24 protein-coding genes are annotated in these 22,941 nt (G+C 73.0%); 8 read left to right on the top strand and 16 right to left on the bottom strand.

Annotated features, from left to right (window positions below; genetic code table 11):
* Position 1 precedes the first annotated feature (1 nt).
* From FHU34_RS23190 to FHU34_RS23215, 6 genes are all read right to left on the bottom strand, one after another.
* Complete coding sequence (locus tag FHU34_RS23190; RefSeq protein ID WP_145783967.1) at positions 2–274, bottom strand: DUF4235 domain-containing protein; 273 nt, start codon at positions 272–274, stop codon at positions 2–4.
* Entirely contained in the window at positions 271–633 is a 363-nt protein-coding gene (locus FHU34_RS23195) for a DUF3618 domain-containing protein (protein WP_145783969.1), read from the bottom strand. The genes FHU34_RS23190 and FHU34_RS23195 overlap by 4 nt, the downstream gene beginning before the upstream one ends.
* On the bottom strand, positions 630–1,064 hold the full coding sequence (locus FHU34_RS23200; RefSeq protein WP_088990414.1) for a phage holin family protein: 435 nt from the start codon (positions 1,062–1,064) through the stop codon (positions 630–632). Before FHU34_RS23200 ends, FHU34_RS23195 begins: the two co-directional genes overlap by 4 nt.
* A 299-nt stretch (positions 1,065–1,363) precedes the next feature.
* Positions 1,364–2,551 (bottom strand): mechanosensitive ion channel family protein, encoded by a 1,188-nt coding sequence (locus FHU34_RS23205; RefSeq protein WP_145783970.1) that lies wholly within the window; start codon positions 2,549–2,551, stop codon positions 1,364–1,366.
* Between the two features lie 83 nt (positions 2,552–2,634).
* A complete protein-coding gene (locus FHU34_RS23210) occupies positions 2,635–3,456 on the bottom strand; it encodes a DUF1206 domain-containing protein (protein WP_145783972.1) in 822 nt (273 codons plus the stop codon).
* Between the two features lie 60 nt (positions 3,457–3,516).
* On the bottom strand, positions 3,517–3,882 hold the full coding sequence (locus FHU34_RS23215) for a hypothetical protein (protein ID WP_423438456.1): 366 nt from the start codon (positions 3,880–3,882) through the stop codon (positions 3,517–3,519).
* Between the two features lie 76 nt (positions 3,883–3,958).
* On the opposite strand from FHU34_RS23215, the gene FHU34_RS23220 reads away from it, so the two are divergent.
* Both FHU34_RS23220 and FHU34_RS23225 read left to right on the top strand, forming a co-directional pair.
* A complete protein-coding gene (locus FHU34_RS23220) occupies positions 3,959–5,185 on the top strand; it encodes a cysteine desulfurase-like protein (protein WP_145783973.1) in 1,227 nt (408 codons plus the stop codon).
* Positions 5,182–5,469 carry a GNAT family N-acetyltransferase gene (locus FHU34_RS23225; RefSeq protein WP_145783975.1) on the top strand — a complete coding sequence of 96 codons (288 nt, stop codon included), beginning with the start codon at positions 5,182–5,184 and terminating at the stop codon, positions 5,467–5,469. The genes FHU34_RS23220 and FHU34_RS23225 overlap by 4 nt, the downstream gene beginning before the upstream one ends.
* A gap of 45 nt (positions 5,470–5,514) precedes the next feature.
* Here the strand turns inward: FHU34_RS23225 and FHU34_RS23230 are convergent, their stop codons facing one another.
* Positions 5,515–7,005 carry a glycoside hydrolase family 3 protein gene (locus FHU34_RS23230; RefSeq protein ID WP_145783977.1) on the bottom strand — a complete coding sequence of 497 codons (1,491 nt, stop codon included), beginning with the start codon at positions 7,003–7,005 and terminating at the stop codon, positions 5,515–5,517.
* 217 nt (positions 7,006–7,222) lie between these two features.
* Between FHU34_RS23230 and FHU34_RS34085 the strand changes: the two genes are divergently transcribed.
* The 4 genes from FHU34_RS34085 to FHU34_RS23245 all read left to right on the top strand — a co-directional run bounded on the left by FHU34_RS34085 (position 7,223) and on the right by FHU34_RS23245 (position 10,683).
* Complete coding sequence (locus FHU34_RS34085; protein WP_255421242.1) at positions 7,223–7,348, top strand: hypothetical protein; 126 nt, start codon at positions 7,223–7,225, stop codon at positions 7,346–7,348.
* Between the two features lie 87 nt (positions 7,349–7,435).
* Positions 7,436–8,386, top strand: a complete 951-nt coding sequence (locus tag FHU34_RS23235; protein ID WP_145783979.1) for a TIGR03557 family F420-dependent LLM class oxidoreductase — start codon at positions 7,436–7,438, stop codon at positions 8,384–8,386.
* Between the two features lie 73 nt (positions 8,387–8,459).
* Positions 8,460–10,091, top strand: a complete 1,632-nt coding sequence (locus FHU34_RS23240) for a RecQ family ATP-dependent DNA helicase (protein ID WP_145785765.1) — start codon at positions 8,460–8,462, stop codon at positions 10,089–10,091.
* Positions 10,092–10,179: 88 nt separating this feature from the next.
* On the top strand, positions 10,180–10,683 hold the full coding sequence (locus FHU34_RS23245) for a hypothetical protein (protein WP_145783981.1): 504 nt from the start codon (positions 10,180–10,182) through the stop codon (positions 10,681–10,683).
* On the opposite strand, the gene FHU34_RS23250 is transcribed toward FHU34_RS23245, so the two are convergent.
* On the bottom strand, positions 10,673–12,262 hold the full coding sequence (locus tag FHU34_RS23250; RefSeq protein WP_208745062.1) for an MFS transporter: 1,590 nt from the start codon (positions 12,260–12,262) through the stop codon (positions 10,673–10,675). The genes FHU34_RS23245 and FHU34_RS23250 overlap by 11 nt on opposite strands.
* Positions 12,263–12,344: 82 nt before the next feature.
* Between FHU34_RS23250 and FHU34_RS23255 the strand changes: the two genes are divergently transcribed.
* On the top strand, positions 12,345–13,106 hold the full coding sequence (locus tag FHU34_RS23255; RefSeq protein ID WP_145783985.1) for a TetR/AcrR family transcriptional regulator: 762 nt from the start codon (positions 12,345–12,347) through the stop codon (positions 13,104–13,106).
* 8 nt (positions 13,107–13,114) lie between these two features.
* Entirely contained in the window at positions 13,115–14,149 is a 1,035-nt protein-coding gene (locus FHU34_RS23260) for a helix-turn-helix domain-containing protein (protein ID WP_145783987.1), read from the top strand.
* Positions 14,150–14,302: 153 nt separating this feature from the next.
* Here FHU34_RS23260 and FHU34_RS23265 read toward each other — a convergent pair whose 3' ends face one another.
* From FHU34_RS23265 to FHU34_RS23300, 8 genes are read right to left on the bottom strand one after another with little or no spacing between them, the layout of a single operon-like run.
* On the bottom strand, positions 14,303–15,286 hold the full coding sequence (locus tag FHU34_RS23265) for a DNA topoisomerase IB (RefSeq protein ID WP_145783989.1): 984 nt from the start codon (positions 15,284–15,286) through the stop codon (positions 14,303–14,305).
* Positions 15,270–16,223 carry a glycosyltransferase family 9 protein gene (locus tag FHU34_RS23270; RefSeq protein ID WP_145783991.1) on the bottom strand — a complete coding sequence of 318 codons (954 nt, stop codon included), beginning with the start codon at positions 16,221–16,223 and terminating at the stop codon, positions 15,270–15,272. Before FHU34_RS23270 ends, FHU34_RS23265 begins: the two co-directional genes overlap by 17 nt.
* Positions 16,220–16,921 carry an SDR family oxidoreductase gene (locus FHU34_RS23275; RefSeq protein ID WP_145783992.1) on the bottom strand — a complete coding sequence of 234 codons (702 nt, stop codon included), beginning with the start codon at positions 16,919–16,921 and terminating at the stop codon, positions 16,220–16,222. The genes FHU34_RS23270 and FHU34_RS23275 overlap by 4 nt, the downstream gene beginning before the upstream one ends.
* Complete coding sequence (locus tag FHU34_RS23280; protein ID WP_145783994.1) at positions 16,918–18,372, bottom strand: PfkB family carbohydrate kinase; 1,455 nt, start codon at positions 18,370–18,372, stop codon at positions 16,918–16,920. The genes FHU34_RS23275 and FHU34_RS23280 overlap by 4 nt, the downstream gene beginning before the upstream one ends.
* A gap of 16 nt (positions 18,373–18,388) precedes the next feature.
* Positions 18,389–19,081: a D-sedoheptulose-7-phosphate isomerase gene (locus tag FHU34_RS23285; RefSeq protein ID WP_145785766.1), complete on the bottom strand. Its 693-nt coding sequence runs from the start codon at positions 19,079–19,081 to the stop codon at positions 18,389–18,391.
* Complete coding sequence (locus FHU34_RS23290; protein WP_145783996.1) at positions 19,078–20,295, bottom strand: glycosyltransferase; 1,218 nt, start codon at positions 20,293–20,295, stop codon at positions 19,078–19,080. Before FHU34_RS23290 ends, FHU34_RS23285 begins: the two co-directional genes overlap by 4 nt.
* Positions 20,280–21,254, bottom strand: coding sequence for a glycosyltransferase family protein (locus tag FHU34_RS23295; RefSeq protein ID WP_145783998.1), 975 nt, complete (start codon positions 21,252–21,254; stop codon positions 20,280–20,282). The genes FHU34_RS23290 and FHU34_RS23295 overlap by 16 nt, the downstream gene beginning before the upstream one ends.
* On the bottom strand, positions 21,251–22,939 hold the full coding sequence (locus FHU34_RS23300; RefSeq protein ID WP_145784000.1) for an HAD-IIIA family hydrolase: 1,689 nt from the start codon (positions 22,937–22,939) through the stop codon (positions 21,251–21,253). The genes FHU34_RS23295 and FHU34_RS23300 overlap by 4 nt, the downstream gene beginning before the upstream one ends.
* Positions 22,940–22,941 lie beyond the last annotated feature (2 nt).

Below are 22,941 nucleotides of genomic sequence, written 5' to 3' on the forward strand. Positions count from 1 at the left end.
GTCAGTCCGGCCAGGAGCCGGTCATCCGGCGGACGCCGACCGCGCCGCCCCGGTCCACGGCGGCCCGGACGACCGCGAAGATCGCTCCCTGCAACGCCGCGGCGGCCAGGATCTCACCCCAGCCGCGATCCTCGTCTGTCGCGTTCGGCGCCTCACCGTCGCCCGCGGTGACCTTCCAGACCTGCCGGAAGATCGCCCCGGCCACCGCGCCTGCGGCGATACCCATCAACACGCCGACCGGCCGGTACGCGACCCGGCTGATGCTCTTGCTCACCTACGCCTCCCCCGCACGATCATCAACACCACCACGGTGGCCACCGCACCGGCGGCGATGGCCGCCCACGGCACCGGGTTGCGGCGTACCAACTCGCCCTTGTCACGCACCAGCTCACCCTTGTGCTGGGCCTGCGCCCGCGCCATCCCGGCGCCACGCACGGCCTGCCCGCGGACCCGGGCGACGGTCTGCGCCGCCTGCTCGCGCATCCGCTCCTTCGCCTGCCCTGCGGACTCCTTCAGGCGCGCCTTGACGTCGGCCTTGGCGGCCAACGCCTCCATCGTCTCGCCCAACTCGACCCGAGTGCGACGGATCTCCTCGCGGAGCGCCTCCGTGTCGCCGGTCCCGTTGCCGGTCATTGCCGCCCCCTGTCCTTCACCGCGGCGGTGACGGTGTCCACGTCGGCCCGGAGGCTGCGGACCGTCGCCGCCGGCACGGGCGGGACGGCGCGGCTGACCTGCTTCTTGCCCACCAGGGCGAGGATGCCGGCCACCAGGAAACAGGCCACCGCCACGATCAGCGCGGCGGCCCAGGCGGGCAACACCAGGTCGAGCAGCAGGATCGCCGTGGCGACCAACGCGCCCAGGCCGAAGAACGCCAGCGCACCGCCGCCGCCGAAGAGGCCGATCCCGATGCCGGCGTGCTTGCCCTTCTGGGTCAACTCCGCTCGGGCCAGCGCCAGTTCGTCCCGCACCAGACGGGAGACCTGTTCGGTGGCCCGTTGCACCAACTCGGCGGTGGAGGGCTCGCTCCCGTTGTGGGATGTGCGGGCGTTCGCCACGTCAGCCATGCTGTCCTCCTTTCCTCATCACCGCGCTGTATGCCCGGAGTCGCCGCCCGTCAATCCTAAAGCGCGCCGAGCAGCCGACCGTCCGCGTCGTCCGCACGCCGCGCCGCGAATACGCCGGCCGATGCCGTGATCGCGGCAGAGACGTCCGGCAGCACATCCCCCACCCAAGCCCGACCAAACCTCCCACCCCACCCCCTTTCCACCCCCATCCCGGTCGATCATGAAGTTGTTGCCACGACACACCGGGCGGTAAGGCAATAACTTCATGACCGACGGAAAAAGGGAGGGCCGGGGCGGGGTCAGGGGCGGGTTTCTTCGGGGCCCACGAAGGCTTCGCTGCGGGCGTCGCCGTCGTCGCTGCCGCCGAAGACGCGGGCGTCGTCGGGCGCCTCGGTGTCGGACAGGCGGCGTACCGGCCGCCTCGGCTGCACCCACTGCCAGGGCAGGTTGCTGGTGGAGTCACCCAGCTCGGTGCGCACCCGGGGCATCGCGGTCGGGCGGTTGTCCCGGATCCAGGTCACCAGGTGCTCCCGCACCAGGCAGCGCAGGTCCCACAGACTGCCCGCGTCGGCGGCGCTGACCAGCGCGCGGATGCGGACCATCCCGCCGGTGGCGTCGGTGACCTGCAGGACGCACACCCGCCCGTCCCACAGCTCGGTGCCCTCTACCAGGCGACGCAGTTCCTCGCGCATGGTCTGCACCGGCACCGCCCAGTCCACGTCGAACTCGGCGGTGCCGAGCACCGCCGACTCGGTCCGTGTCCAGTTCTGGAACGGCTTGCTGGTGAAGTACGAGGTGGGCAGGATCAGCCGCCGGTCGTCCCAGATCTGCACGACCACGTAGCTGAGGGTCAGCTCCTCGATCCGACCCCACTCCCCCTCGACGACCACCACGTCGTCGAGCCGGACGGCGTCGCTGAAGGCGAGCTGGACGCCGGCGAAGACGTTGCCGAGCAGGCTCTGCGCGGCGAGCGCGGCCACCACACCGACCACACCGGCCGAGGTGAGCACACCCGCGCCGATGCCCCGCACGCTGGGGAACGTCATCAGCATCACGCCGACGGTCAGGATGACGATCACCGCGATGGTCAGGCGGCGCAGCATCACCACCTGGGTCCGGACCCGCCGGGCGTGCCGGTTGTCCGGCACGTCGACCCGGAACCGGGCCAGCGCGGTGTCCTCCACGACGACCAGCAGCGCGGCCACCAACCAGGCCAGTGTTGCGATGACGCCGAGGACGAGCAGGTGCAGCAACAGGCGGCGCCAGCTCTCGCCGACCGCGTACCCGGTGCTGAAGCGGACGGCGAACTGCACGGCGAGGACCGTCCCGGCGACCTGGAACGGGCGGTGGGCGTGATCGGTCAGCTCGGTGAGCAGCTGCGACCGACGGCCGAACCGCCGGGTCAGCCGGTGGACGACCTCGACCAGGAAGAGAGCGACCGCCGCCGCGACGAGCGCGGCGACGGCCGTTTCGAGATAATTCTGCACAGCTCCGTTGCTTCCCTTCGATCAGACGTCGGGCACTCCGGGCAAAAGCCCAAGAGTGCCCGATGTCCGTGGTATCGACCAGCTCAGACCTTGCGGTACCGGGACTGGAGGAAGCAGTAGACGCCGAAGGCGGCGATGCCCAGGGCGACAAGGGTCAGCAGGAACATGCCGTACGACTGCTCGCGCAGCGTGTGCAGCGCGGCGTCCAGACCACGGGCCTTCTCCGGGTCGTAGTTGACCGCCGCCACGATGATCAGCAGACCGGAGATGCCGTACGCGACGCCCTTGGCGATGTACCCGGCCATGCCGAGTCGGCGGGCCAACTGGCGGGTCTTCGGGCTCATCTCGCCGGTCTTCAGGTGCTTCTCGAACCGCTTGACGGCCCCGTAGATCACCAGACCGATGCCGATCGCGGCGAGCACCAGACCGGCCAGGCCGACCAGCCAACGGCCGCCGCTGGAGGTCATCAGTTTGCCGGTCAACGCCTCCTGCTGGTCGGCGCTGTTCGACCCGGCGTCCTTGAAGACCTTGAAGGCGGTCCAGGCGAAGTAGAGGTAGACGATGGTCCGGCCGGCCGAGGCGAGCCGTTCCGTGACCCGCTCACTGCCGCGCTCGGCGCGGTGCCCGACCGCCGCCTCGAGCGCCTGCCAGATCGCCATCGCGAGCAGGCCGACCGCGACCGCGATGACCAGGAACTTACCCAGGGGCTGTTCGGAGAGGGTACGCAGCGCGCCGGACTGGTCGCCGTCGTCGGACGACGTGCCGAACGCGATCTGCAATGCCAACCAGGCGAAGAGGAGGTGGACGATGCCGTAGCCGATGAAGCCGGCCCGGGCGAGGAGTTCCAGCCACCGGCTGTCCGCCGTTCGGGAGGCGGTGGCTTCGGCGCTACGGGTGAGTGACATGGCGTCACAATCTCCGATTTCGAAGATTCCCAAACGTCGGCCACCGCCGCCCGGCGCGGATCAGTTACTCGGGTTGCGGGAAACGCGGATCTTGACCTGCTGGTCGGTGACGCTGTCCAGCGTGACCGCGAAACCGCCGGCCTCGGCGGCCTGCTGGCCCACGGTGAGGCTGAGCTGCTCACCGGCGACCTCGACGGTGACCTGGTCACCCTCGGCACCGACCAGCTTGGCCTCCACGCCGAAGATGGAGGCCCTCGCGTCGACACCCCGCTCGAAGGTGACAGTGCAGGCGTCCAGCCCGCAGTCGGTGGAGGCGCCCTGGGAGCTGCAACCGGCGAGCACGGCGAGGCCGAGCGCCAGACCGGCGAAGAGACCGGCGGCGCGGCGGACGGGGGGCATGGGCATGGTGGCGGGTCGGTTCGTCACCCCGCCAAGAGTACGAGACGCCCGCGACGCCGAGGCGACGGCGAGCACGGGGAGCGCCCCGGCTAGGGTCCGGGACATGCCGTTCGACATCGCCCGCACCCGGGCCGCATACCCCGCCCTGACCGAGGGCTTCGTCCACTTCGACGGTGCCGGCGGCACCCAGACCGCAGCGGGTGTGATCGACGCGGTCACCGACGCCATGCGGTCGGCGGTCGGCAACCGCAGCGCCGCCAACGTAGCGGGCCGCCGGTCGTTGGAGCTGGTGGCCGAGGCCCGCTCGGCGGTCGCCGACCTGCTCGGCGCCGACCCGTCCGGGGTGGTGCTCGGCCCGAGCGCCACCGCGCTGACGTACACCCTGGCCCGCACGCTCGGCGCGAGCTGGCGTCCGGGTGACGAGGTGGTGGTGTCCCGGCTCGACCACGACGCGAACATCCGGCCGTGGGTGCAGGCCGCCGAGGCGGCCGGTGCGACGGTGCGCTGGGCCGAGGTCGACCCGAGCACCGGTGAGCTGCCCGCCGCCCAGTACGCCGACCTGGTCGGTGAGCGGACGAGGTTGGTGGCGGTGACTGCCGGCAGCAACGCCATCGGCACCGTGCCGGACGTGCCGGCGATCGCCAAGATCGCGCACGCGGCCGGCGCGCTGGTCTACGTCGATGGGGTGCACTCGGTTCCGCACGGACCGACCGACCTGGCCTCGCTCGGCGCGGACGTGGTGGTGACCAGCGCGTACAAGTGGTCCGGACCGCACCTGGCGGCGATGGTGGCCGACCCGGCCCGGTGGGCGGCGCTGCGCCCGGCGAAGCTGGTGCCGTCCTCGGACGCGGTGCCGGACCGGTTCGAGTACGGCACGCCGAGCTTCCCGCTGCTCGCCGGCGTGACGGCGGCGGTGGATCACCTGGCGGGGTTGGACCCGGACGCGGTCGGGGACCGGCGGGCGCGGCTGCGGGCCGGGCTGGCAGCCGCGCAGGCGCACGAGGAGGCACTGCTGGACCGGCTGCTCACCGGGCTGGCACAGCGGCCGGCCGTCACGGTCTACGGTTCGCCGGCGCGACGCTGCCCGACGGTCTCGTTCCGGGTCGCCGGGATGTCGCCGGGGGCCACCCAGGAGGCGTTGGGCGCCGCCGGGTTCTGCCTCTCCGTCGGTGACTACTACGCCTACGAGTACTTCCAGATGATGGGCCTGCGCGACAGCGGCGGCGCGGTGCGGGCCAGCATCTACCACTACAACACCGCGGACGAGGTGGACCGGTTGCTCGCCGAACTCGACGCGCTGGCCGACGCCGCGGGGACAATGGCCGGATGAGCACCCTGGTCGAGGACAACCCGGCGAAGCGCCGCTTCGAGATCCTGGTCGACGACGCGCTGGCCGGCTTCACCGCGTACCTGATGCGCGGGGAGGTCCTGGTCTTCACCCACACCGAGGTGGACCGGGGCTTCCAGGGCAAGGGCGTGGGCGGCGCGCTGATCCGGGGCACCCTCGACGAGGTCCGCGCCCGCGGGGCCACAGTGGTGCCGCAGTGCCCCTTCATGGCGGCGTTCATCGACAAGCACCCCGAGTACGCCGACCTGGTGGCCGACCTGCCGTAACGCGGGCCCGCCAACGGGTGCCATCGGTCGACGGGCGCGGGCCGGTCAGCGGGCGCCGGTCAGCACCTCCGCGGCGGCCCAGCCGCTGGCCCGGGTGGCGCCGTGGGTGGCCAGGTGCACCGACCCGGTCACCAGCTCCGGCACGCCCAGCTCGACCACCACCGCGTCCGGCCGGGCGGCCAACGCGCGGTGCACAGCGGAGCGCATCCAGTCGTGCCGGTGCAGGTCGCGGACCACCAGGACCAGTGGGCGGGTGCCCGCTCCGGCGCCGGGGTCGGCCGGCACATCGGGCTCGGCGTAGCGGACCGTGCTGGTGCCGGGCAGCAACTCGCCCAGGGGAGCGCCGATCCCCCACGGGGTCTCCGCGCCGATAGCGATGTTGCGAAGTGGCTCGAACTCGACGACGTACGCCGGGCGGGTCAGCGGCAGCGCGTCCGTCGCGGTCCGGGAGGCGGTGACCCGGACGGCGCGGCGGGCGGCGACCAGCCCGACGTCGGCGGCGTCACGCCGCCCGGCCGACCCGGCGGTGCGGGCGGCCATCGTCCAGGCGGCGAGTTGCCCGACCCGCTTGGCGGCCTCGGCGAGTCGCTCCTCGGGCAGGTCACCGGAGACGACAGCGGCGACGATGGCGTCGCGCAGCTCGCGCGCCGCCTCCTCGTCGGCCCGCTCGCCGCCGATGCAGATCGCGTCGGCGCCCGCCGCCAGGGCGCGGACGGTCGCCCCGGCGAAGCCGTACCGGTCGGCGACGGCGCGCATCTCGATCGCATCCGTCACCACCACACCGGAGAAGCCCATCTCGTCGCGGAGCAGCCCGCCCAGGATGCGTTGACTCAACGTGGCCGGCAGCTGCGGGTCGAGCGCCGGTACCAGCAGGTGGCCGGTCATCACCGCCTGCACGCCGGCGGCCACGGCGGCCCGGAACGGGGCCAGCTCGCAGGCATCCAACCGGTCCCGGTCGGCGGTGATCCGCGGCAGGTCGTGGTGGGAGTCGACGCGGGTGTCGCCGTGGCCCGGGAAGTGCTTGGCGCAGGCGGCCACGCCGCCGGCCTGGAGCCCGCGTACCCAGGCGGCGGTGTGTCGCGCGACCAGCGCCGGGTCGGCGCCGAAGGAGCGCACGCCGATCACCGGGTTGTCGGGGTTGGAGTTGACGTCGGCGTCCGGGGCGTAGTTGAGGGTCACCCCGGCCGCGGCCAGCTCGACGCCGAGGTCCCGGGCGACCGCCTCGGTCAGCTCCGGGTCGTCGACAGCGCCGAGGGCGAAGTTGCCGGGCCGGGTGCTGCCGTGCACCGATTCGAGCCGGGTGACGTCGCCGGCCTCCTCGTCGATCGCGACGATGACGTCCGGCCGTTCCGCGCGCAGCGTCGCGGTGAGCGCCGCCACCTGTGCGGGGTCGACGACGTTGCGGGCGAAGAGCACCACAGCGCCGAGGCCCTCACCGAGCCAGCGGCACACCCACGGTGGCGGGGTGGTGCCGACGAACCCGGGTTGCAGGACGGCGGCGGCGAGCGCCGGGAGGTGGCCGGCGGGAGTGGTCACACCGCCCCCTCAGGACGACCGGTCTCGATCGCCGGCGTCGGTGCGCCCCCGTCGACCCGCTGGTTGCGCTCGCTCATGCGGCCCCCGTACCCCATCTCTCGCGCGCCATCGGCGCACCGCCACCGGCAGGCGGTCATGCCATGGTCACACCGGGCGATTCAATAGTCAATAAACCTTACAGTTGCCTCAGGGCCCGCTCCCCGGGGAGAGTGCGGGGATGGACCCCGCCCTGCTGGCCGACGCGACGAGCCCGGCCGACATCCCCGGCGTACGCCTGCTCGGCCTGGTGGTCGGCGCCCTGCTGCTGCTCGCCGCGATCCGCGCGATGTTCGGCCGGCGCTGAACGAACGGGCCCCGGCAGGCCGGTGTGGCCGACCACGCCCGGGGTACGGCTTCCCTATCAGCAGGACCGCGCGCCGAAGGGGAGACCATGAAGATCGGATACTTTCTGTCCAGTGAGGAGTTCACGCCAGCCGAGTTGCTGGAGCAGGCGCAGGGGGCCGAACGGGCCGGCTTCGAGGCGCTCTGGATCTCCGACCACTACCACCCCTGGGTCGACGCCCAGGGCCAGAGCCCTTTCGTCTGGTCGATGATCGGCGCGCTCAGCCAGGTCTGCTCACTGCCGGTGACCACCGCGGTGACCTGCCCGACCGTCCGGATCCACCCGGCCGTGATCGCGCAGGCGGCGGCGACCAGCGCGGTGCTGCACGGCGGACGGTTCGTGCTCGGCGTCGGCACCGGCGAGGCGCTCAACGAGCACATCTTCGGTGACGCCTGGCCGCAGGCCGACGTCCGCTTGGAGATGCTGGAGGAGGCCGTCGCGGTGATGCGCGAGCTGTGGGGCGGCGGATTCGTCAACCACCACGGTAAGCACTACACAGTCGAACACGCGCGGATCTACACGCTGCCCGACACTCCCCCGCCGATCTACGTCTCCGGCTTCGGCCCGAAGGCGATCGACCTCGCCGCGCGCATCGGTGACGGCTACGTGAGCACCATGCCCGACGGGGAGATGGTCCGGCGTTTCCGCGAGAACGGTGGCGGCGACAAGCCGTGCCAGGCCGGCTTCAAGGCGGCGTACGCGGACAGCGAGGACGAGGGGATGCGCATCGCGTACGAGCGGTGGCCGAACGCGGGGGTGCCCGGTGAGCTGTCCCAGGTGCTGCCCTCACCACGACACTTCGAGCAGGCCTCCGAGCTGGTCAAGCCGGAGATGCTGAAGGAGGCGTTCGTCTGCGGCAACAGCGTGGACGCGCACCTGGAGATGATCGACAAGAACGCCAAGGCCGGTTTCGACGAGGTCTACGTGGCCAACACCGGCCCGCACCACCAGGGCTTGTTCGACCTGTACCAGCGCGAGGTCCTGCCCCGGCTGCGCTGAGTCGGCTATCAACGGGCCCATGATCGTCGGAACGCGTTTCGGCGGTCATGGGCTCGGGTACCTCCGGCCCTCGATGAAACTGTCCACGCATTCGATGACGTTGCGCCGCGCGGCCCGGAGCCTCTTCGGCTGGAAGGCGCTGCGGCCCAACCAACTGGCCGCCATGCGCGCGGTGATGAAGCGACGTGACGCCCTGGTGGTGTTGCCCACCGGTGCCGGCAAGTCGGCCATCTACCAGATCCCGGCCAGCCTGATCCCCGGCCCCACCGTGGTGATCTCCCCGCTGCTGGCGCTCCAACAGGACCAGATCGCCGCCCTCAACGAACGGCAGCGCCCGGAGCTGCGGGCGGTGCGGATCAGCTCGAACGAGTCGGCCGCCCAGCAGGCCGAGGCGATCACCGAGATCCGCGAGGGTCGGGCCGAGTTCCTGTTCATCACCCCGGAGCAGCTCAGCAACCCCGACCGGATGGCCGAGGTCGCCGCGCTGAAGCCGGCGCTGGTGGCGATCGACGAGGCGCACTGCATCTCCGCGTGGGGGCACGACTTCCGCCCCGACTACCTAGCGCTCGGGCACCTCATCGAGGGCCTCGGTCGGCCACCGGTGGTGGCGCTCACCGCCACCGCCTCCCCACCGGTACGCGACGACATCATCGCCCGCCTGCGCCTGCGCGATCCGGACGTGGTCATCTCCGGGCTGGACCGGCCCAACCTCTTCCTGGAGGTGGCGCACTGCCCGGACGAGGACTACCGGTGGCGGCGTCTGATGACGCTGCTGCGCGACGAGGGGCGGCCGGGGATCATCTACGTGCCGACCCGCCGCTCCTCCGAGGAGTTGGCCGCCCGGCTGACCGACGCCGGCTTCCCGGCGCTGTCGTACCACGGCGGGATGCCGGTCGGCGCCCGCGCGGAGCTGCACGAGGCGTTCCTCGCCGACCAGGTCCCCATCATGGTGGCGACCTCTGCCTTCGGGATGGGCATCGACAAGCCGAACATCGCCTGGGTGGTGCACATGGCGCTGCCCGACTCACCGGACAGCTACTTCCAGGAGATCGGCCGGGCCGGGCGCGACGGGCAACCGGCCCGGGTGTTGTTGCTGTGGCGGGCCGAGGACGTGGGTCTGCAACGGTTCTTCAGCGGGGGTCTGCCCGACGTCGACGAGCTGCGCGACCTGGCCGCGTTGCTGCGTCGCAAGGCGGCCACCAAGACCGACCTGCGCGAGGCCACCGGCCTCGGGCCGCGCAAGCTGGGCCAGTATCTCGCCCTGCTGGAGCAGGTCGGGGCCGCCGAGCCGCGCGCCCGGCAGCGCATCGGCGCACCGCGCTACTCCCCCACCCCGACCGACGCCGCCTCGGCGGCGCTGGCCGAGGCGGAACGCCAACAGACAGTGACCCGGTCCCGCACCGACATGATGCGTGCCTTCGCCGAGACCAACGCCTGCCGGGGGCAGACCCTGCTGGCCTACTTCGGCGAGCAGATGACCGACGTCTGCGGTCACTGCGACAACTGCCACAACGGCACCAGCGTCGCCGACGAGGGCGCGGTCGGCCCGTTCCCGGTGCACAGCCGGGTGCGTCACCCGGAGTGGGGCCAGGGCCTGGTGCTCTCCTACGAGGACGACAAGATGACGGTTCTCTTCGACGAGGTCGGGTACAAGACGTTGTCGGTGCGCGTGGTGTCCGAACAGGGCCTGCTGACCCTGGACTAGCCTGACCCGGGCGCCCGTGTCGGGCCCGGTGGATCGACCGACCAGAGCACCGAATGACCAAGCAGAGCAGGGCGGAAGGGGCATTGCCGTGATCGAGCAGCCGGCGTACACCGGATTCGGTTTCTCCGACGGGGAGTGGGGGTTGCTGGTCGGCCTGCCGCAGTCGGTGCTGACCGCGGCGAGCGCCGCCGAGTCCGACGGCACCCGCCGGACCATGGCGGAGACCGCTGCCGGCCTGGAGACCATCTCTACCGGCCGCGAGTCGGCCAGCCCGTTGGTCGCCGCCGTGGCCGGTGAGATCGTGACCCGGGTGGGCGACCCGGAGGCCGGTGCCGAGCTGCCGGTCATCGCGCCCGACGACCCGCGCGCGCTGATCGACGACGTGCTGCTGCGGGCCGGCCAGGCCGCCGCGCTGCTGGCCGCCCGTGTCGACGAGGGCGAGGCCGGCGCGTACAAGCACTGGCTCGTGCAGATCGCCGAGCAGGTGGTGGGCGCCGCGTCCAGCGGTGGGCTGCTGGGCATCGGCGGCGAATCCGTCAGCGACTCCGAGCGGCGCTTCCGCGACCGGCTCGCGCACGTGCTCAACGACTGACCGACGACAGCGACGCGTCGGCCGGACCGGTCGGCTCGGCGGCCAGTGCCGTGGAGTCGGCCGGTCGGACGCCGCGCAGGGCGACCAGCGCGGTGACCGCGCCCAGCAGCATCACCGCCACGGCGGCGTACGCGGCCAGGTGCAGCCCGTCGGTGAACGCGACACCGGCGGCGTGTCGCACCGCGTCGGCCAGTTCCGCCGGCAACCCCTGGGCGACGGCGAGCGCACCGCCAAGCGTCTCCTGCGCCGCGTCGCCGGCGTCGGCGGGCAGCCCGGCCGGCAGGCCGTCGACGATCTCGCGGCGGTAGACCGCGGCGCCCACGCTGCCCAGGATCGCCATTCCCAGCGCACCGCCCAGCTCGCTGCTGGACTCGGTCAGCGCCGACGCGACGCCGGCCTGCTCGGGCGGCGCCGCACCGAGGACCAGCTCGGTGACGAGGGACATCACCATCACCAGGCCACCCGCGTAGACACTGGCGCCGACGAGGAGCAACCACAGCGGCGTCTCGGGCGTGACCTGGGTCAACACCACGAAGCCGACCGCGGCGATCCCGAATCCCGCACCGATCAGGTACGCCCGTTCGACGCGGTGGGCGAGGGCGGCGGCGGCCGGTGCGACTCCGCCCACGGCGAGGGACGGTACGAGGCTCCACAGTGCCGCCCGCAGCGGGCTCAGGCCGAGCACCAACTGGAGGTGCTGGGTGGTGAAGATGGCGAAGCCGACGATGGCGAACATCGCCAGCAGGTTGACCGCGAGCGCCCCGCCGAAGCCGCGACGGCGGAACAGCCTGAGATCGACCATCGGGTACGCCCGCGTCCGCTGACGGTGCAGGAAGAGCGCGCCCACCAGCAGGCCGCCGACGATGGCGAGCACCCGCACCGGGCTGAGGCCGTCGCGGGCCATCTCCTTGATGCCGTAGATCACCGGCAGCAGCGCCCCGAGCGACAGCGCCGCGCTGACCAGGTCGAACCGCCCGGTCGCCGGGTTGCGGAACTCGGGCACCAGCAGCGGGGCGAGCAGGAGCAGCATCAGCATCGCCGGGATGTTGATCAGGAAGATCGAGCCCCACCAGAAGTGCTCCAACATGATGCCGCTGAGCACCGGGCCGATCGCGATGCCGCCGGTGAGGGTGGCGGTCCAGACGGCGATGGCGGTGCCGCGCTGCTTCGCGTCGTGGAACATGTTGCGCACCAGGGCGAGCGTCGAGGGCATGAGGGTGGCTCCGCCGACGCCGAGCAGGGCGCGCGCGGCGATGAGCGTCGCGGTGCTGTCGGCGTACGCGGCCAGCAGCGACGCCGCCCCGAACGCGGTGGCGCCGATCAGCAGGAGTCGACGTCGGCCGATCCGGTCGCCGAGAGCGCCCATGGTAATGAGCAGCCCGGCCAGCACGAAGCCGTAGATGTCGAAGATCCAGAGTTGCTCGGTTGCGGTGGGGCGCAACTCCGCGCTGATAAACGGGACGGCGAAGTAGAGCACCGACACGTCCATCGAGACAAGGAGCAGGGGCAGCATCAGCACCGTGAGGCCAATCCACTCCCGCCGGCCCGCTCGCGGTGCCGGTGTGGTGGTGGTCGTCATGATCATTTCTCCTTCCGCGTATGGCGTACGCTGTTATGCGTAGACCATACGCAGAACTAGGATGGCGGGGCAAGGAGGAAATGTGGCGGCACAGACAGACGACAGCGGGCCAGTGCTCCCGCCGGCCATCGAGAGCGCCTGGGGTCTGCGGGAACGACCACCCAAGGGCCCCCGGCCGGGGATGAGCGTGTCCACCATCGTGGACGCCGCCGTACGCGTGGCCGACGCCGACGGGCTGGCGGCCGTCTCCATGAGCCGGGTCGCCAAGGAGCTGGGCGCCGCCACCATGGCCCTCTACCGGTACGTCGGCTCGAAGGACGAGCTGCTGCTGCTCATGGTGGACACCGGTTACGGCCCGTCGCCCGGACCGCCCCCGCCGGAGACCGACTGGCGCGCCGGTCTGACCCGCTGGGCCTGGGCCGAGCACGACGTGCTGCGGCGGCGCACCTGGCTGCTGCACGTGCCGATCAGCGGTCCGCCGATCACGCCTCAGCAGCTCGGCTGGATGGAGGACGGGCTGCGCTGCCTCGACGGCACCACCCTCGGCGAGGGCGAGAAGATGTCGACGCTGCTCCTGATCACCGGGTACGTCCGCAACGAGGCCACGCTCACGTCGCAGATCGCCGAGGGCGCCCAGGCTTCCGGCCTCACGCCGAGCGAGATGATGCCCGCCTACAGCCGGATGCTGGCCCGGCTCATCGACCCGGCCCGCTTCCCGGCGCTGCACCGGGTGCTGAGCGCCGGTGTGATCAACCAGGACGACGACCCGGACGACGAGTTCGTCTTCGGCCTGGACCGGATCCTCGACGGCGTCGAGGCACTCATGGAACGTCGAGCGGGCTGAGGCGCGAAATGCTACCGAGAGACACCATCGACACCACAGTCCTGCCCCCGGGCGAGCGGTTCGGGATGTGGCTGGACCTGGTCGCACGCACCTCGGCGCCACTGCGCATCCAGTCCGCGCACGCCGACGATTTCGCCGCCCGCGCCGACTTCATCTCGCTCGGTCCGATCCAACTCGTGGAATACCAGTACCCGTCACTGGACGCCACCCGCACCCAGAAGCTGGTCCGTCAGTCCGACCCGGAGCTGTACATCCTCGCCTACACCACCGGCGGCATCGGCACGTCCAGTCAGGACGGTCGCCGCAGCGAGATCCTGGCCGGCGAGTTCACCTTCTACGACGGGTCCCGACCGCACGACGTCTGCCACCACGCGACGGAACCGGAACGGGACCAGGCGACCTCGATCATCACGTTGATCCCCCACGCCGCGCTACCGCTGCCGCCGCAGCGGATGGCCGCGCTCTACGGCGGACGGATGTCCGGCAGCGAGGGCATCGGGGCGCTGCTCGCGCAGTTCCTGTTGCAGGTGACCAGGCACCCCGAGCAGTACCATGCCGCCGACGCGAGCCGGCTCGGCGCGGTCGGGCTCGACCTGGCCACCACCATGCTCGGCCGGCACCTGGTCGCCGAGGACGCCGTACCCACCGAGGTGCGCCGCCGGGCACTGCTCGCCCAGGTGCAGGCGTACGTCCACCGGCACCTGGGCGACGCGACGCTCAGCCCCGGGGCCGTCGCCGACGCTCACCACATCTCGGTGCGGTCCCTGCATCGACTGTTCGAGGCCGAGGAGACCACTGTGGCGTCGTACATCCGTGATCTGCGGCTGACCCGGTGCCGACGCGACCTGTCCGACCCGGCGCTGCGCAACCAACCGGTGCAGACCATTGCGGCACGGTGGGGGTTCTCCGACAAAGCCCACTTCAGCCGGGCGTTCCGGGCAGCCTACGGGGTGAGCCCGCAGGAACATCGCGACAGCGCCTCGCATCCGGCGCGGATCGTCAACAGCGCGGCGTCCGTGGTCAACTCGAGGCGGGCAGACTGACACCACGTGGCCGACCGCTCGCGGTGGGCCGCCAACGGGGGCCGTGGCGAGGCGCCCGCCGCCTGAGCGCGGCGGGCGGCCGCCCGGTGGCTGCCCGGTCACGCCCGAGTCTCCGGCCCCGCCACTTCCCCCCAGGATCGTAGGCGGGGCCGGTCAGGCCTTCTCCAACAGCTCCAGGACGACCCGCTCGGCCTCCTCGCGTGACGCCTTCGGATCCACCGACGCCACCACCCCGTCGTGGTAGAGGTCGACCACCCGAGGATCCACGTACGACGCACGAGCCACCGTCGGAGTGTTGCCCAGCAGCTCGGCCACCGCACGCATCACGGCGACCACCGCCCTGCGCCGGGCGGTCACCGACCGGGCCGGAGCGGCAGCGGCCAACTCGGTGGCGGCGAGCACCGTCGCGTGCCAGGTGCGGAAGTCCTTGGCGGTCATCTCCCCACCACTGGCATCACGCAGGTAGCCGTTCACCTCGTCGCTGCGCACATCCCGCCAGTCCCGGCCGTCCCAGTAGCCGAACAACCGGTCCGCCCGCCGACGCCGACGGCGCAGATCGACCAGCACCTGACACAACTCCGGGTCTTCGATCCGGCGTACCTGCTCGATGCCACCCTTCGCCGGGAACACCAGGACCACGCAGCCGCCGCGGGACCGGGCATGCTCGGGGCGCAGGGTGGACACCCCGTACGTCGGGTCGTCGCCGGCCGCGTACTGGTCACTGCCGACCCGGAACATCCCCATGTCCAGCAGGCGGGCCACCGTGGCGAGCACCCGGTCCCGGTTCAACCCCCGGCCGTCCAGGTCACGCCCCACCCGCTCCCGCAGCGCCGGAAGCCGACGGGCCACCTCCAGCATGTGGTAGAACTTCGCCTCGTCCTGCTTCTCCCGCCACCGCGGGTGGTAGACGTACTGCTTGCGCCCGGCCGCGTCGATCCCGATCGCCTGGATGTGGCCGTTCGGGTACGGCGAGATCCAGACGTTCTGCCAGGCCGGAGGAATGACCAACTCCCGCAGCCGGGCCAGGACCTCCGCGTCCCGAACCGGAGCACCGGTCGGGTCGACGAAGTGCCAGCCCCGACCGCGCCGACGCCGTCCGTACCCCGGTCGACCCGGGTCACTACGCCGCAACCGCACCGGAGACCCGCACCACCCTCTCCACCTCAGCCACCGCGGCCAACACTTCGTCGAGACGCAGGGCCGCCATCGTCGGGTGGCTTCCTACCCCGTCCCACCTGGGCCAATCGCCCTCGCCGGCCCAGAGCACCCGGTGCCGGGGCCGGTCCGGTGGCGGTCCCCAGTGCGCCGGCGGCACCGGCCCGAAGAGGACCACCGACGCGGTGCCGTACCCGGTGGCCAGATGGGCCACGCCGGTGTCCCCGCTGACCACCAGCCGGGCGTCGGCCACCAGCGCGGCGAGCGTGCCGAGGTCGGTCCGGCCGGCAAGCACCGCGTCCGACCCCAGGCCGGCCGCCTCGGCCACCCGGGCCGCCAGCGCCCGCTCGTCGGCCGATCCGGTGAGCAGCACCCGGTGTCCCTGGTCGGTCAACGCCCGGGCCAGCGCGGCGAACCGCTCGGCCGGCCACCGCTTGGCGGGGACCTTGCTGCCGGGATGCAGCACCGTCACACCGGCGGGCAGCCCGGCCGGCGCGGGCCGGCGCAGGCCGAGGTCGGCCCGGTCGGCCGGGATGCCGTACCAGGACAGCAGCCGGCACCACCGGTCCACCTCGTGCTCGTCGTCGGCCCACTGCGGACCGTCGACGTGGTCGCCGTCCGGGTCAGCGAAGGCGAGCAGCCGGCCGGGCCTGGTGGCCGCGAGCAACCGGTGCGACTGCGGGCCGCGCCCGTGCAGGTTGACGGCGACCTGCGGGGCCGACCCGACCCGGAAGGGCCGGTCCAGCCCGGAGGTGTCCACCAGCCGGTCCACGCCGCCGACCAGGTCGACGAGCGGAGCCAGCCCGGCGGGCGCGGCGAGCGCCAGCTCCCGAGAGGGGTACGCGGCCCGCAGCGCCCGCAGCGCGGGCACCGCGGTCACCAGATCGCCGACGCCGAGAGCGCGCAGCACGAGGATCACGGGTACGACGTCTCCTGCTCGGCGCAGACCACCAACTCGCGCACCGCGCAACCGGGCGGCTGGTTGAGCGCGAACATGATCGCGGCGGCGGTGTCGGCGGGCTCGTTGAGGTTCGCGTCTGGCCCCGGCTTGTACTGCGGGTCACGTTCGTCGAAGAACGCGGTGCGCATCCCACCCGGAATGAGCAGGGTGACGCCGACCTGACCGGCCAACTCGGCGGCGAGGGCTCGGGTGAACCCCACCACCCCGAACTTCGCCGCGCAGTACGCGGTGGCGTCGCTGACCGCCTTGACACCGAGGGTGGAGGCGACCGTGACGATGCGGCCCCGAGACGTCAGCAGGAACGGCAACGCGGCCCGGATCACCGCCGCGGTGGCCAACAGGTCGACGGCGACGATCCGGTCCCAGGTCTCGCCCGGCACGTCGAGGAGTCGACCCGGCACATCCATGCCGGCGGCGGTGACCACCGCGTCCAGACCGCCGGCCTGCTCGGCGAGGTGCTGGGTGGCCACCTCCGCGGCCCGCGTGTCGGCCAGGTCGCACTCGGTCCAGGACACCCCGTCGGCCGGTGGCTGCCGGTCCAGCACGACCGGCCGGCCACCAGACGCGGCCACCGCCGCGACCACCGCCGCGCCGAGCCCGCTCGCGCCACCGGTGACCAGGACCGTCGGGCCGGCCCCGGGCCGCGTGGCGGTCATCGGGTCTGCTCCGCGAGCGTACGGACGATCATGTCGGTGGTGGACCGACCGTCCAGGTAGGGCACCACCACAGTGTTCCCGCCCCACCGGCGCAGGACCTCCGCCTCCGGTAGGGCGGTGGCGTCGTCCCCGCCTCCGGTGGCGTAGTCGCCGCCCTTCACCCAGATGTCCGGGCGTACCCAGGACAGCGCCGCGGCCGGGGTCGGCTCGTCGAAGACGAGTACCGCGTCGACGCAGCTCAGTGCGCTCAGCACCCGGCTACGGTCACCCTCGGACATCACCGGCCGGTCCGGGCCCTTCAACCCGGCCACGCTGGCGTCGGAGTTCAGACAGACGATCAGGCAGTCACCGAGCTGCCGGGCGGCCTGCAGGGTGGCCACGTGCCCGGCGTGCAGAAGGTCGAAGCAGCCGCCGGTCGCCACCACAGTGCCGCCCGCGGCGCGTACCTCCCGCAGGAGCGTGGCGACCGCGGCGACCCCCACCGGGTCGCCCGCCATACCGCCCCTCGGCAGCGACCGGAAGACTCCCCGGCCGGGCGCGCTCCTCGCCGGCGCCAGATCGGACGGCAGCGCCGCGGCCACTCCCCCACCGGCCACGAAACTGGACGCCTCGGCGACCGCCACCTGCACCGCCTCGGAGACCAACGCGCCCTCGGCCAACGCGAGGCTGGCGGCGGCCGCGAACCGGTCGCCGGCCCCGCAGGTGTCCCCCTCGGCGCTGCCCGGGGTCGGTACCACGAGCGGCGTCGACCCGGCATGGCAGAGCAACGCGCCGTCACCGCCCAACGTCACCGCCACCGCACCGGCCCGCCAGCGCCGCCGCAGCCCCTGCGCCCCGCGGGACGCGGTGGCCAACCGGGACGCGCCGGGCACCGCCGGGACCAGCTCACGTACCTCCGACTCGTTCGGGGTGGCCAGGTGCACACCGGGCACCGCCTCCGGGCCACGCGGGTGCGGGTCCCACACCACCGGCGCACGGGTCGCGGCCAACGCGTCGCGCAGCGCGGGCTGCCGGGCCACCCCCCGGCCGTAGTCGCTGACCAGCACCGCCGACGCCGAACCGATCACCCGAAGGACCTCGTCGGACGGCTCACCGGGCTCCCCGGACGCGCCGCCGCGGTCGTGGCGCAGCAGCACCCTGCCCCGAGCCCGGAGGCGGATCTTCTCCGGTGTCGCACCGGGCAGGGCCAGCGGGTACACCTGCACGCCGGCGGCGGCGAGCAGCGCGCTCAGTCGGGCGCCACCAGCGTCGTCGGCGAGCGCTGTCACCAGCACCACCTCGGCGCCCTGCGCGGCCGCGAACACCGCTGCCAGACCGGCGCCACCGGGCCGGTCGACGGCCGAGGTCTCGTCGAGCACCGGCACCGGGGAGTCCGGGCAGAGACGGTTCACCACCCCCTCCACGTCCCGGTCGAGCAGGGTGTCGCCGAGCACCACCACGGGTCCCCTCACGATTGCCTCCTCATCCTCACGCGTCGACCTGCTGTGCGGCCCCACCGTCGAGCACCACGTCGACCCCGGCGCGCACCGACCCGGCCTCCCCCGGCACGCGGCGGACGATCGCCGCCGCGTCGGCCGCGGCCAACGCGGCGGGCAACTCCTGTTCCAGGTACTCGCAGAGAAGGTGACTGGTCACGAGGTGCAGCTCCTGGACGACCTGGGTGTCACCGGACACGACGGCCAGCACGTCGTCACAGGCGTCGGCGAGGGGGTTGGGAACGGCCCCGGTGAGCGCCCAACTGGTCACGCCGACATCGCGGGCGGCCTGCGCGGCGCGGACCAGATTGGGGCTGGCCCCGCTGGTGCTGAGCAGCAACAGGACGTCACCGGGGCGACCATGGGCCTGCACCTGCCGGGCGTAGACGTCGTCGTAGCCGTAGTCGTTGGCGATGGCGGTGAGCGCGCTCGTCTCCGCGTGCAGCGCGATCGCCGACAGCGGCTGGCGGTCGTCGTGGAGCTTGCCGACCAGCTCGGCGGTGAGGTGCTGGGCCTCGGCGGCGCTGCCGCCGTTGCCGGCGACCAGCAGACGCCCCCCGGTGGCCAGCCGGTGGGCCAGGTCGGCGCCCCAGCGCGCCAACTGCGACTCACACCGCCGGTACGGCACCAACGCCGCCGCGAGGTTCGTCAGGTGGGTGTCGAGCAGGCTGCCCGCCGGCATCAGGCCACCACCCGCGTCGGCCGGCGGACGGCGGCCACCTCGCTGTAGACCTCGACCAGCCGCTCGGCGGTCGCCGCCCACGAGTACCGGGTCCGGGCCCGCTCGCGGGCCGCCGTGGCGTACGCGAAACGCCTGATCCGGTCGTCGAGCAACCCCTGGATCGCGGCGGCCAGCGCGTGCGGGTCCCGCGCCGGTACGAGGTCACCTGTCGTCCCGTCGACCACGGTGTCCCGGATGCCGCCGACGGCGGTGCCGACGACCGGCACCCCGCAGGCCATCGCCTCCAAGGGGGTCAACCCGAACGGCTCGTACCAGGGTGCGGCGACCAGCAGGTCCGCCGAGCGGTACCAGCGGCCCATCTCCTCCCGGGGCACCGCGCCGACCAGGTGCACCCGGTCGGCCACCCCGCACGACTCGGCGAGGGCCCGCAGTCGCCGGGCGTACGGGTCGGTTTCGAGCAGTCCTTCGGGCGGGCCGCCGACGACCACGCACTCGGCGCCGGCGACCAGCGCCATCGCGCGGATCACGGTCTGGAAGCCCTTGCGTTCGACCAGCCGGCCCACGGTCAGGATCCGGGTCCGACCCGGCTCCCGGTCGGCGGCCGGCCCGAGCGGGGCGAACGTGGCGAGGTTGACCCCGGAGGGCACGACGGTCATCCGGGACCGGGGTACACCCATCCGGACGAGCTCGCCCACCTCGTCGCGGCACTGCGCGACGATCCGGTCCACCGATCGGCCCAACTCGCGTTCGTAGGACACCCGCCGGGCCGGGCTGGTGTCCTGCACACCCTGGTAGCGGCGCTTCACGGTGCCCAACGCGTGGTACGTCTGCACCACCGGCACCCCGGTCTGCCGCCCGGCGGTCAGCGCCGCCAGGCCACTCATCCAGAAGTGCGCGTGGATCACCTCGGGCACCCACTCCCCGCCCCGCCAGCGCTCGGTCAACCAACGGCTGAACTCCCGCATGTGCGGCAGCAGCGCGTCCTTGGCGACCGGCTCGGCCGGGCCGGCGGGCACGTGCACCACGTCGTACCCGTCCGGGCTGCGGACGGTCACCGGCAGGTCGGGCGCGTCCCGGCGCGTGTAGACCCGCACCTCGTGCCCGGCGGCGGCGAGAGCGGCGGACAGCTCCGCGACGTGCGTGTTCTGGCCGCCGGCGTCCTCCCCTCCGAGGACGGCGAGCGGGCTGGCGTGCTCCGAGATCATCGCGATCCGCATACTTCCTCCTCCAGCAGCCGGTCCCAGTCAGCGAGGAAACGGTCGAGGCCGTACCTGTCGCGCGCGGCGGTCCGCGCCGCCGCTCCGGCCTGACGTGCGGTCGCCGGTTCGTCGATGAACCGGCGGGCGGCGTCGAGCAGGGTGTCGATCCGGGTGGCGAGAACCCCGGCCTCCGGGGGCACCGCCATCACCGCCTCGGTGGTGGCGAGCGCGACGACCGGCATGCCGATCGCCATCGCCTCGATGAGGCTGAGCCCGAGCGACGTCCACCGGCACAGGTGCAGGTACGCGCGCCGCCGGCCCAGCTCGGCGTGCATCCGGTGCTGGGGCACGTCGTCGTGGCTGGTGAGTCGGTCGGCGGGCAACCCGAGGTGGTCGGCCAGACCGGCGACGCCCATCCCGAAGACGTCCAGCGGGGCGATCTCGGCGAACCGGGGCAGCAGGTCGGTGCCGGTGACCCGGCCGCGCCGGACCGGTTCGTTGATCACCACGGCGAGCCGGTCGAGTTCCCCGGTGTAGGAGACGGTGGGTGCGACGATGCCGTGGTCGACCACTGTGGTGCGGGTGGCGCCGGTGTCCCAGAAGATCTGGTTGAACCCCGTGACGTGAGCGATGAGCAGGTCGTCGCGGTCGGCCATCGGGTGGCGCGTGTTGGGTACGTCGCCCTTGGGGGTGTTGTGTTCGACGTAGATGGCCGGGACGTCACGTCCGGGGCGGCGACGCAGCCACTCCTGCGCCCGGTCGATCTCCTCCGGTCGTTGCAGGATGACCAGGTCGACGTCGGTGCCGGGCAGATCCTCAGGGGTGACCTCGACCGCGCTGTCCGGCCAGGGGTAGGTGCGGGCCCGGCCGAGGCCGTAGGGGCCGCGGTCGGGTGTGGTGGGGATCAGATAGCGGTGGCCGCCGTGCACGAACGATGTGGTCCAGGATCCGTGCACGTGCCAGAGCAGGATGTTCATCGGCCGCCACCACCACCGACGGCGAGCATCCGCAGCGCGTCGACCACAGCGTCCGGGTCGACGTCGCTGAGGCAGGGGTGGCCGGGGACCGGGCAGCTGGCGGCCCGGGTGTCCCGGCACGGCGCGGTCGCGTCGCCGATCCGGACGGTGGGCACCCGGTAGGGGCCCCACTGACCGAACGGGACGGTCGGCGCGAAGAGGCTCACCACCGGCACACCGGCGGCGGCGGCCAGGTGCGCCGGCCCGGTGTTGCCGACGACGACAGCGCTGGCGTCCGCCACGATTCTGGCCAGGCCGGCCAGGTCGGTTCGTCCACCCAGGTCGGTGCCACCCGCCGCCGCGACCCGGGCGGTGACCTCACGCTCGTCGGGGCCGCCGGTGACCAGCACCCGGTGCCCGGCGGCGGTCAGCGTTGCGGCGATCCTCGTCGCGACGTCGGGCGGGCAGGCCCGGCTCGACGCGGCCGAGCCGGGGTGCAGCACCACGTACCCCGGGTCGCCGAGATCGGACGGACGCCCCGCCACGACGTCGTGGCGGAGCCGGAGCACCGGCTCGTCGCCGTCGGGCAGCCGGTGTCCGGCGGCGGCGGCGAGAGAGAGGGCGCGTTCGGGTTCGGGGACGCCCACCGGCACCCGGTGTCGGACGTCCAGCAGCGAGCCCGGGTAGTCGTCGCTGATCGCCGCGATCCGGCCGATCCCCGCCATCCGCAGCAGCAGTGCCAGCGGCAGTGCGGACTGGTGGAACGAGGTGAAGACCACCGCCTGGTCGGCGCCGACCGCGCCGAGGCGGGCGATCAGGCTCCGCATGTCCTCCGGGTCGACAGGTGCCGGGGTGCTGTCGATCCAGGGCAGCGGGTGCTCGATGATCTCGTCGACGCCGGGCAGCAGATCGGCGGCGGCACGGCCCCGCGGCCCGCACAGCAGCACCACCCGCTGCGCCCCGGCCGCGACGGCGCGGATCGCCGGCCCGGTCACCAGCACGTCCCCCGCCGAGTCCGATCGGACCACCAACGCGGTCCGCACCGGCTCGCCGGGCGGGGCGGTCGGCAGCACGGCCCGTTGACGGCGCAGGATCTCGTCCACCGCCGCCGGCAGGTCGGTGGCCGTCCACCCGGCGGCGGCGACCTCCTCCGGTCGGGTCACCGGAGTGGGCACCAGGACGCCCGTCGCCCCGGCGGCCAGTGCGGCCGCGACGTCCCGGCCGATGTCGCCCACCATCACGCACCGGGACGCGGTCGTGCCCAGTTCCCGGGCGGCGGCGTGCACCAGGCCGGGTGCCGGCTTACGGCAGTCGCACCGGTCCTCGTCGTCGTGCGGGCAGACCAGCCAGGCGTCGAACCGGCCCAGCAACTCCTCGACGCGGGCGTGCACCGCCCGCATCTGCTCCCCGGTGAAGTAGCCCCGGGCCAGACCCGACTGGTTCGTGACCACCGCCAGCCGCAGCCCGGCCGCCCGCAACCGGTCCAGCGCGGCCCGCGCTCCCGGCACCGGTCGCACCTTCTCCGGGTCGCCGTTGTACGGAACGTCCTCGATCAGCGTGCCGTCGCGGTCCAGCAACACGGCGTCGTACAGGACGGGTCGAGGGCTTCCGGCGGTGGTGCGCAACCCGGCCGAACCGGCGCGGTCAGCAGCGGCGTAAACCGGGGCTGACCTGCGCTGATACCGATCCTCCTGGTCCTGTCGCACAG

The organism is Micromonospora taraxaci (assembly GCF_007830095.1).
In the GTDB taxonomy this organism is placed as follows: domain Bacteria; phylum Actinomycetota; class Actinomycetes; order Mycobacteriales; family Micromonosporaceae; genus Micromonospora; species Micromonospora taraxaci.

Coding starts and splice junctions, on each gene's coding strand:
- FHU34_RS23195 (WP_145783969.1), bottom strand. CDS start 633: ATGACCGGCAACGGGACCGGCGACACGGAGGCGCTCCGCGAGGAGATC.
- FHU34_RS23200 (WP_088990414.1), bottom strand. CDS start 1,064: ATGGCTGACGTGGCGAACGCCCGCACATCCCACAACGGGAGCGAGCCC.
- FHU34_RS23210 (WP_145783972.1), bottom strand. CDS start 3,456: ATGTCACTCACCCGTAGCGCCGAAGCCACCGCCTCCCGAACGGCGGAC.
- FHU34_RS23220 (WP_145783973.1), top strand. CDS start 3,959: ATGCCGTTCGACATCGCCCGCACCCGGGCCGCATACCCCGCCCTGACC.
- FHU34_RS23225 (WP_145783975.1), top strand. CDS start 5,182: ATGAGCACCCTGGTCGAGGACAACCCGGCGAAGCGCCGCTTCGAGATC.
- FHU34_RS34085 (WP_255421242.1), top strand. CDS start 7,223: ATGGACCCCGCCCTGCTGGCCGACGCGACGAGCCCGGCCGACATCCCC.
- FHU34_RS23235 (WP_145783979.1), top strand. CDS start 7,436: ATGAAGATCGGATACTTTCTGTCCAGTGAGGAGTTCACGCCAGCCGAG.
- FHU34_RS23240 (WP_145785765.1), top strand. CDS start 8,460: ATGAAACTGTCCACGCATTCGATGACGTTGCGCCGCGCGGCCCGGAGC.
- FHU34_RS23250 (WP_208745062.1), bottom strand. CDS start 12,262: ATGACGACCACCACCACACCGGCACCGCGAGCGGGCCGGCGGGAGTGG.
- FHU34_RS23260 (WP_145783987.1), top strand. CDS start 13,115: ATGCTACCGAGAGACACCATCGACACCACAGTCCTGCCCCCGGGCGAG.
- FHU34_RS23275 (WP_145783992.1), bottom strand. CDS start 16,921: ATGACCGCCACGCGGCCCGGGGCCGGCCCGACGGTCCTGGTCACCGGT.
- FHU34_RS23290 (WP_145783996.1), bottom strand. CDS start 20,295: ATGCGGATCGCGATGATCTCGGAGCACGCCAGCCCGCTCGCCGTCCTC.
- FHU34_RS23295 (WP_145783998.1), bottom strand. CDS start 21,254: ATGAACATCCTGCTCTGGCACGTGCACGGATCCTGGACCACATCGTTC.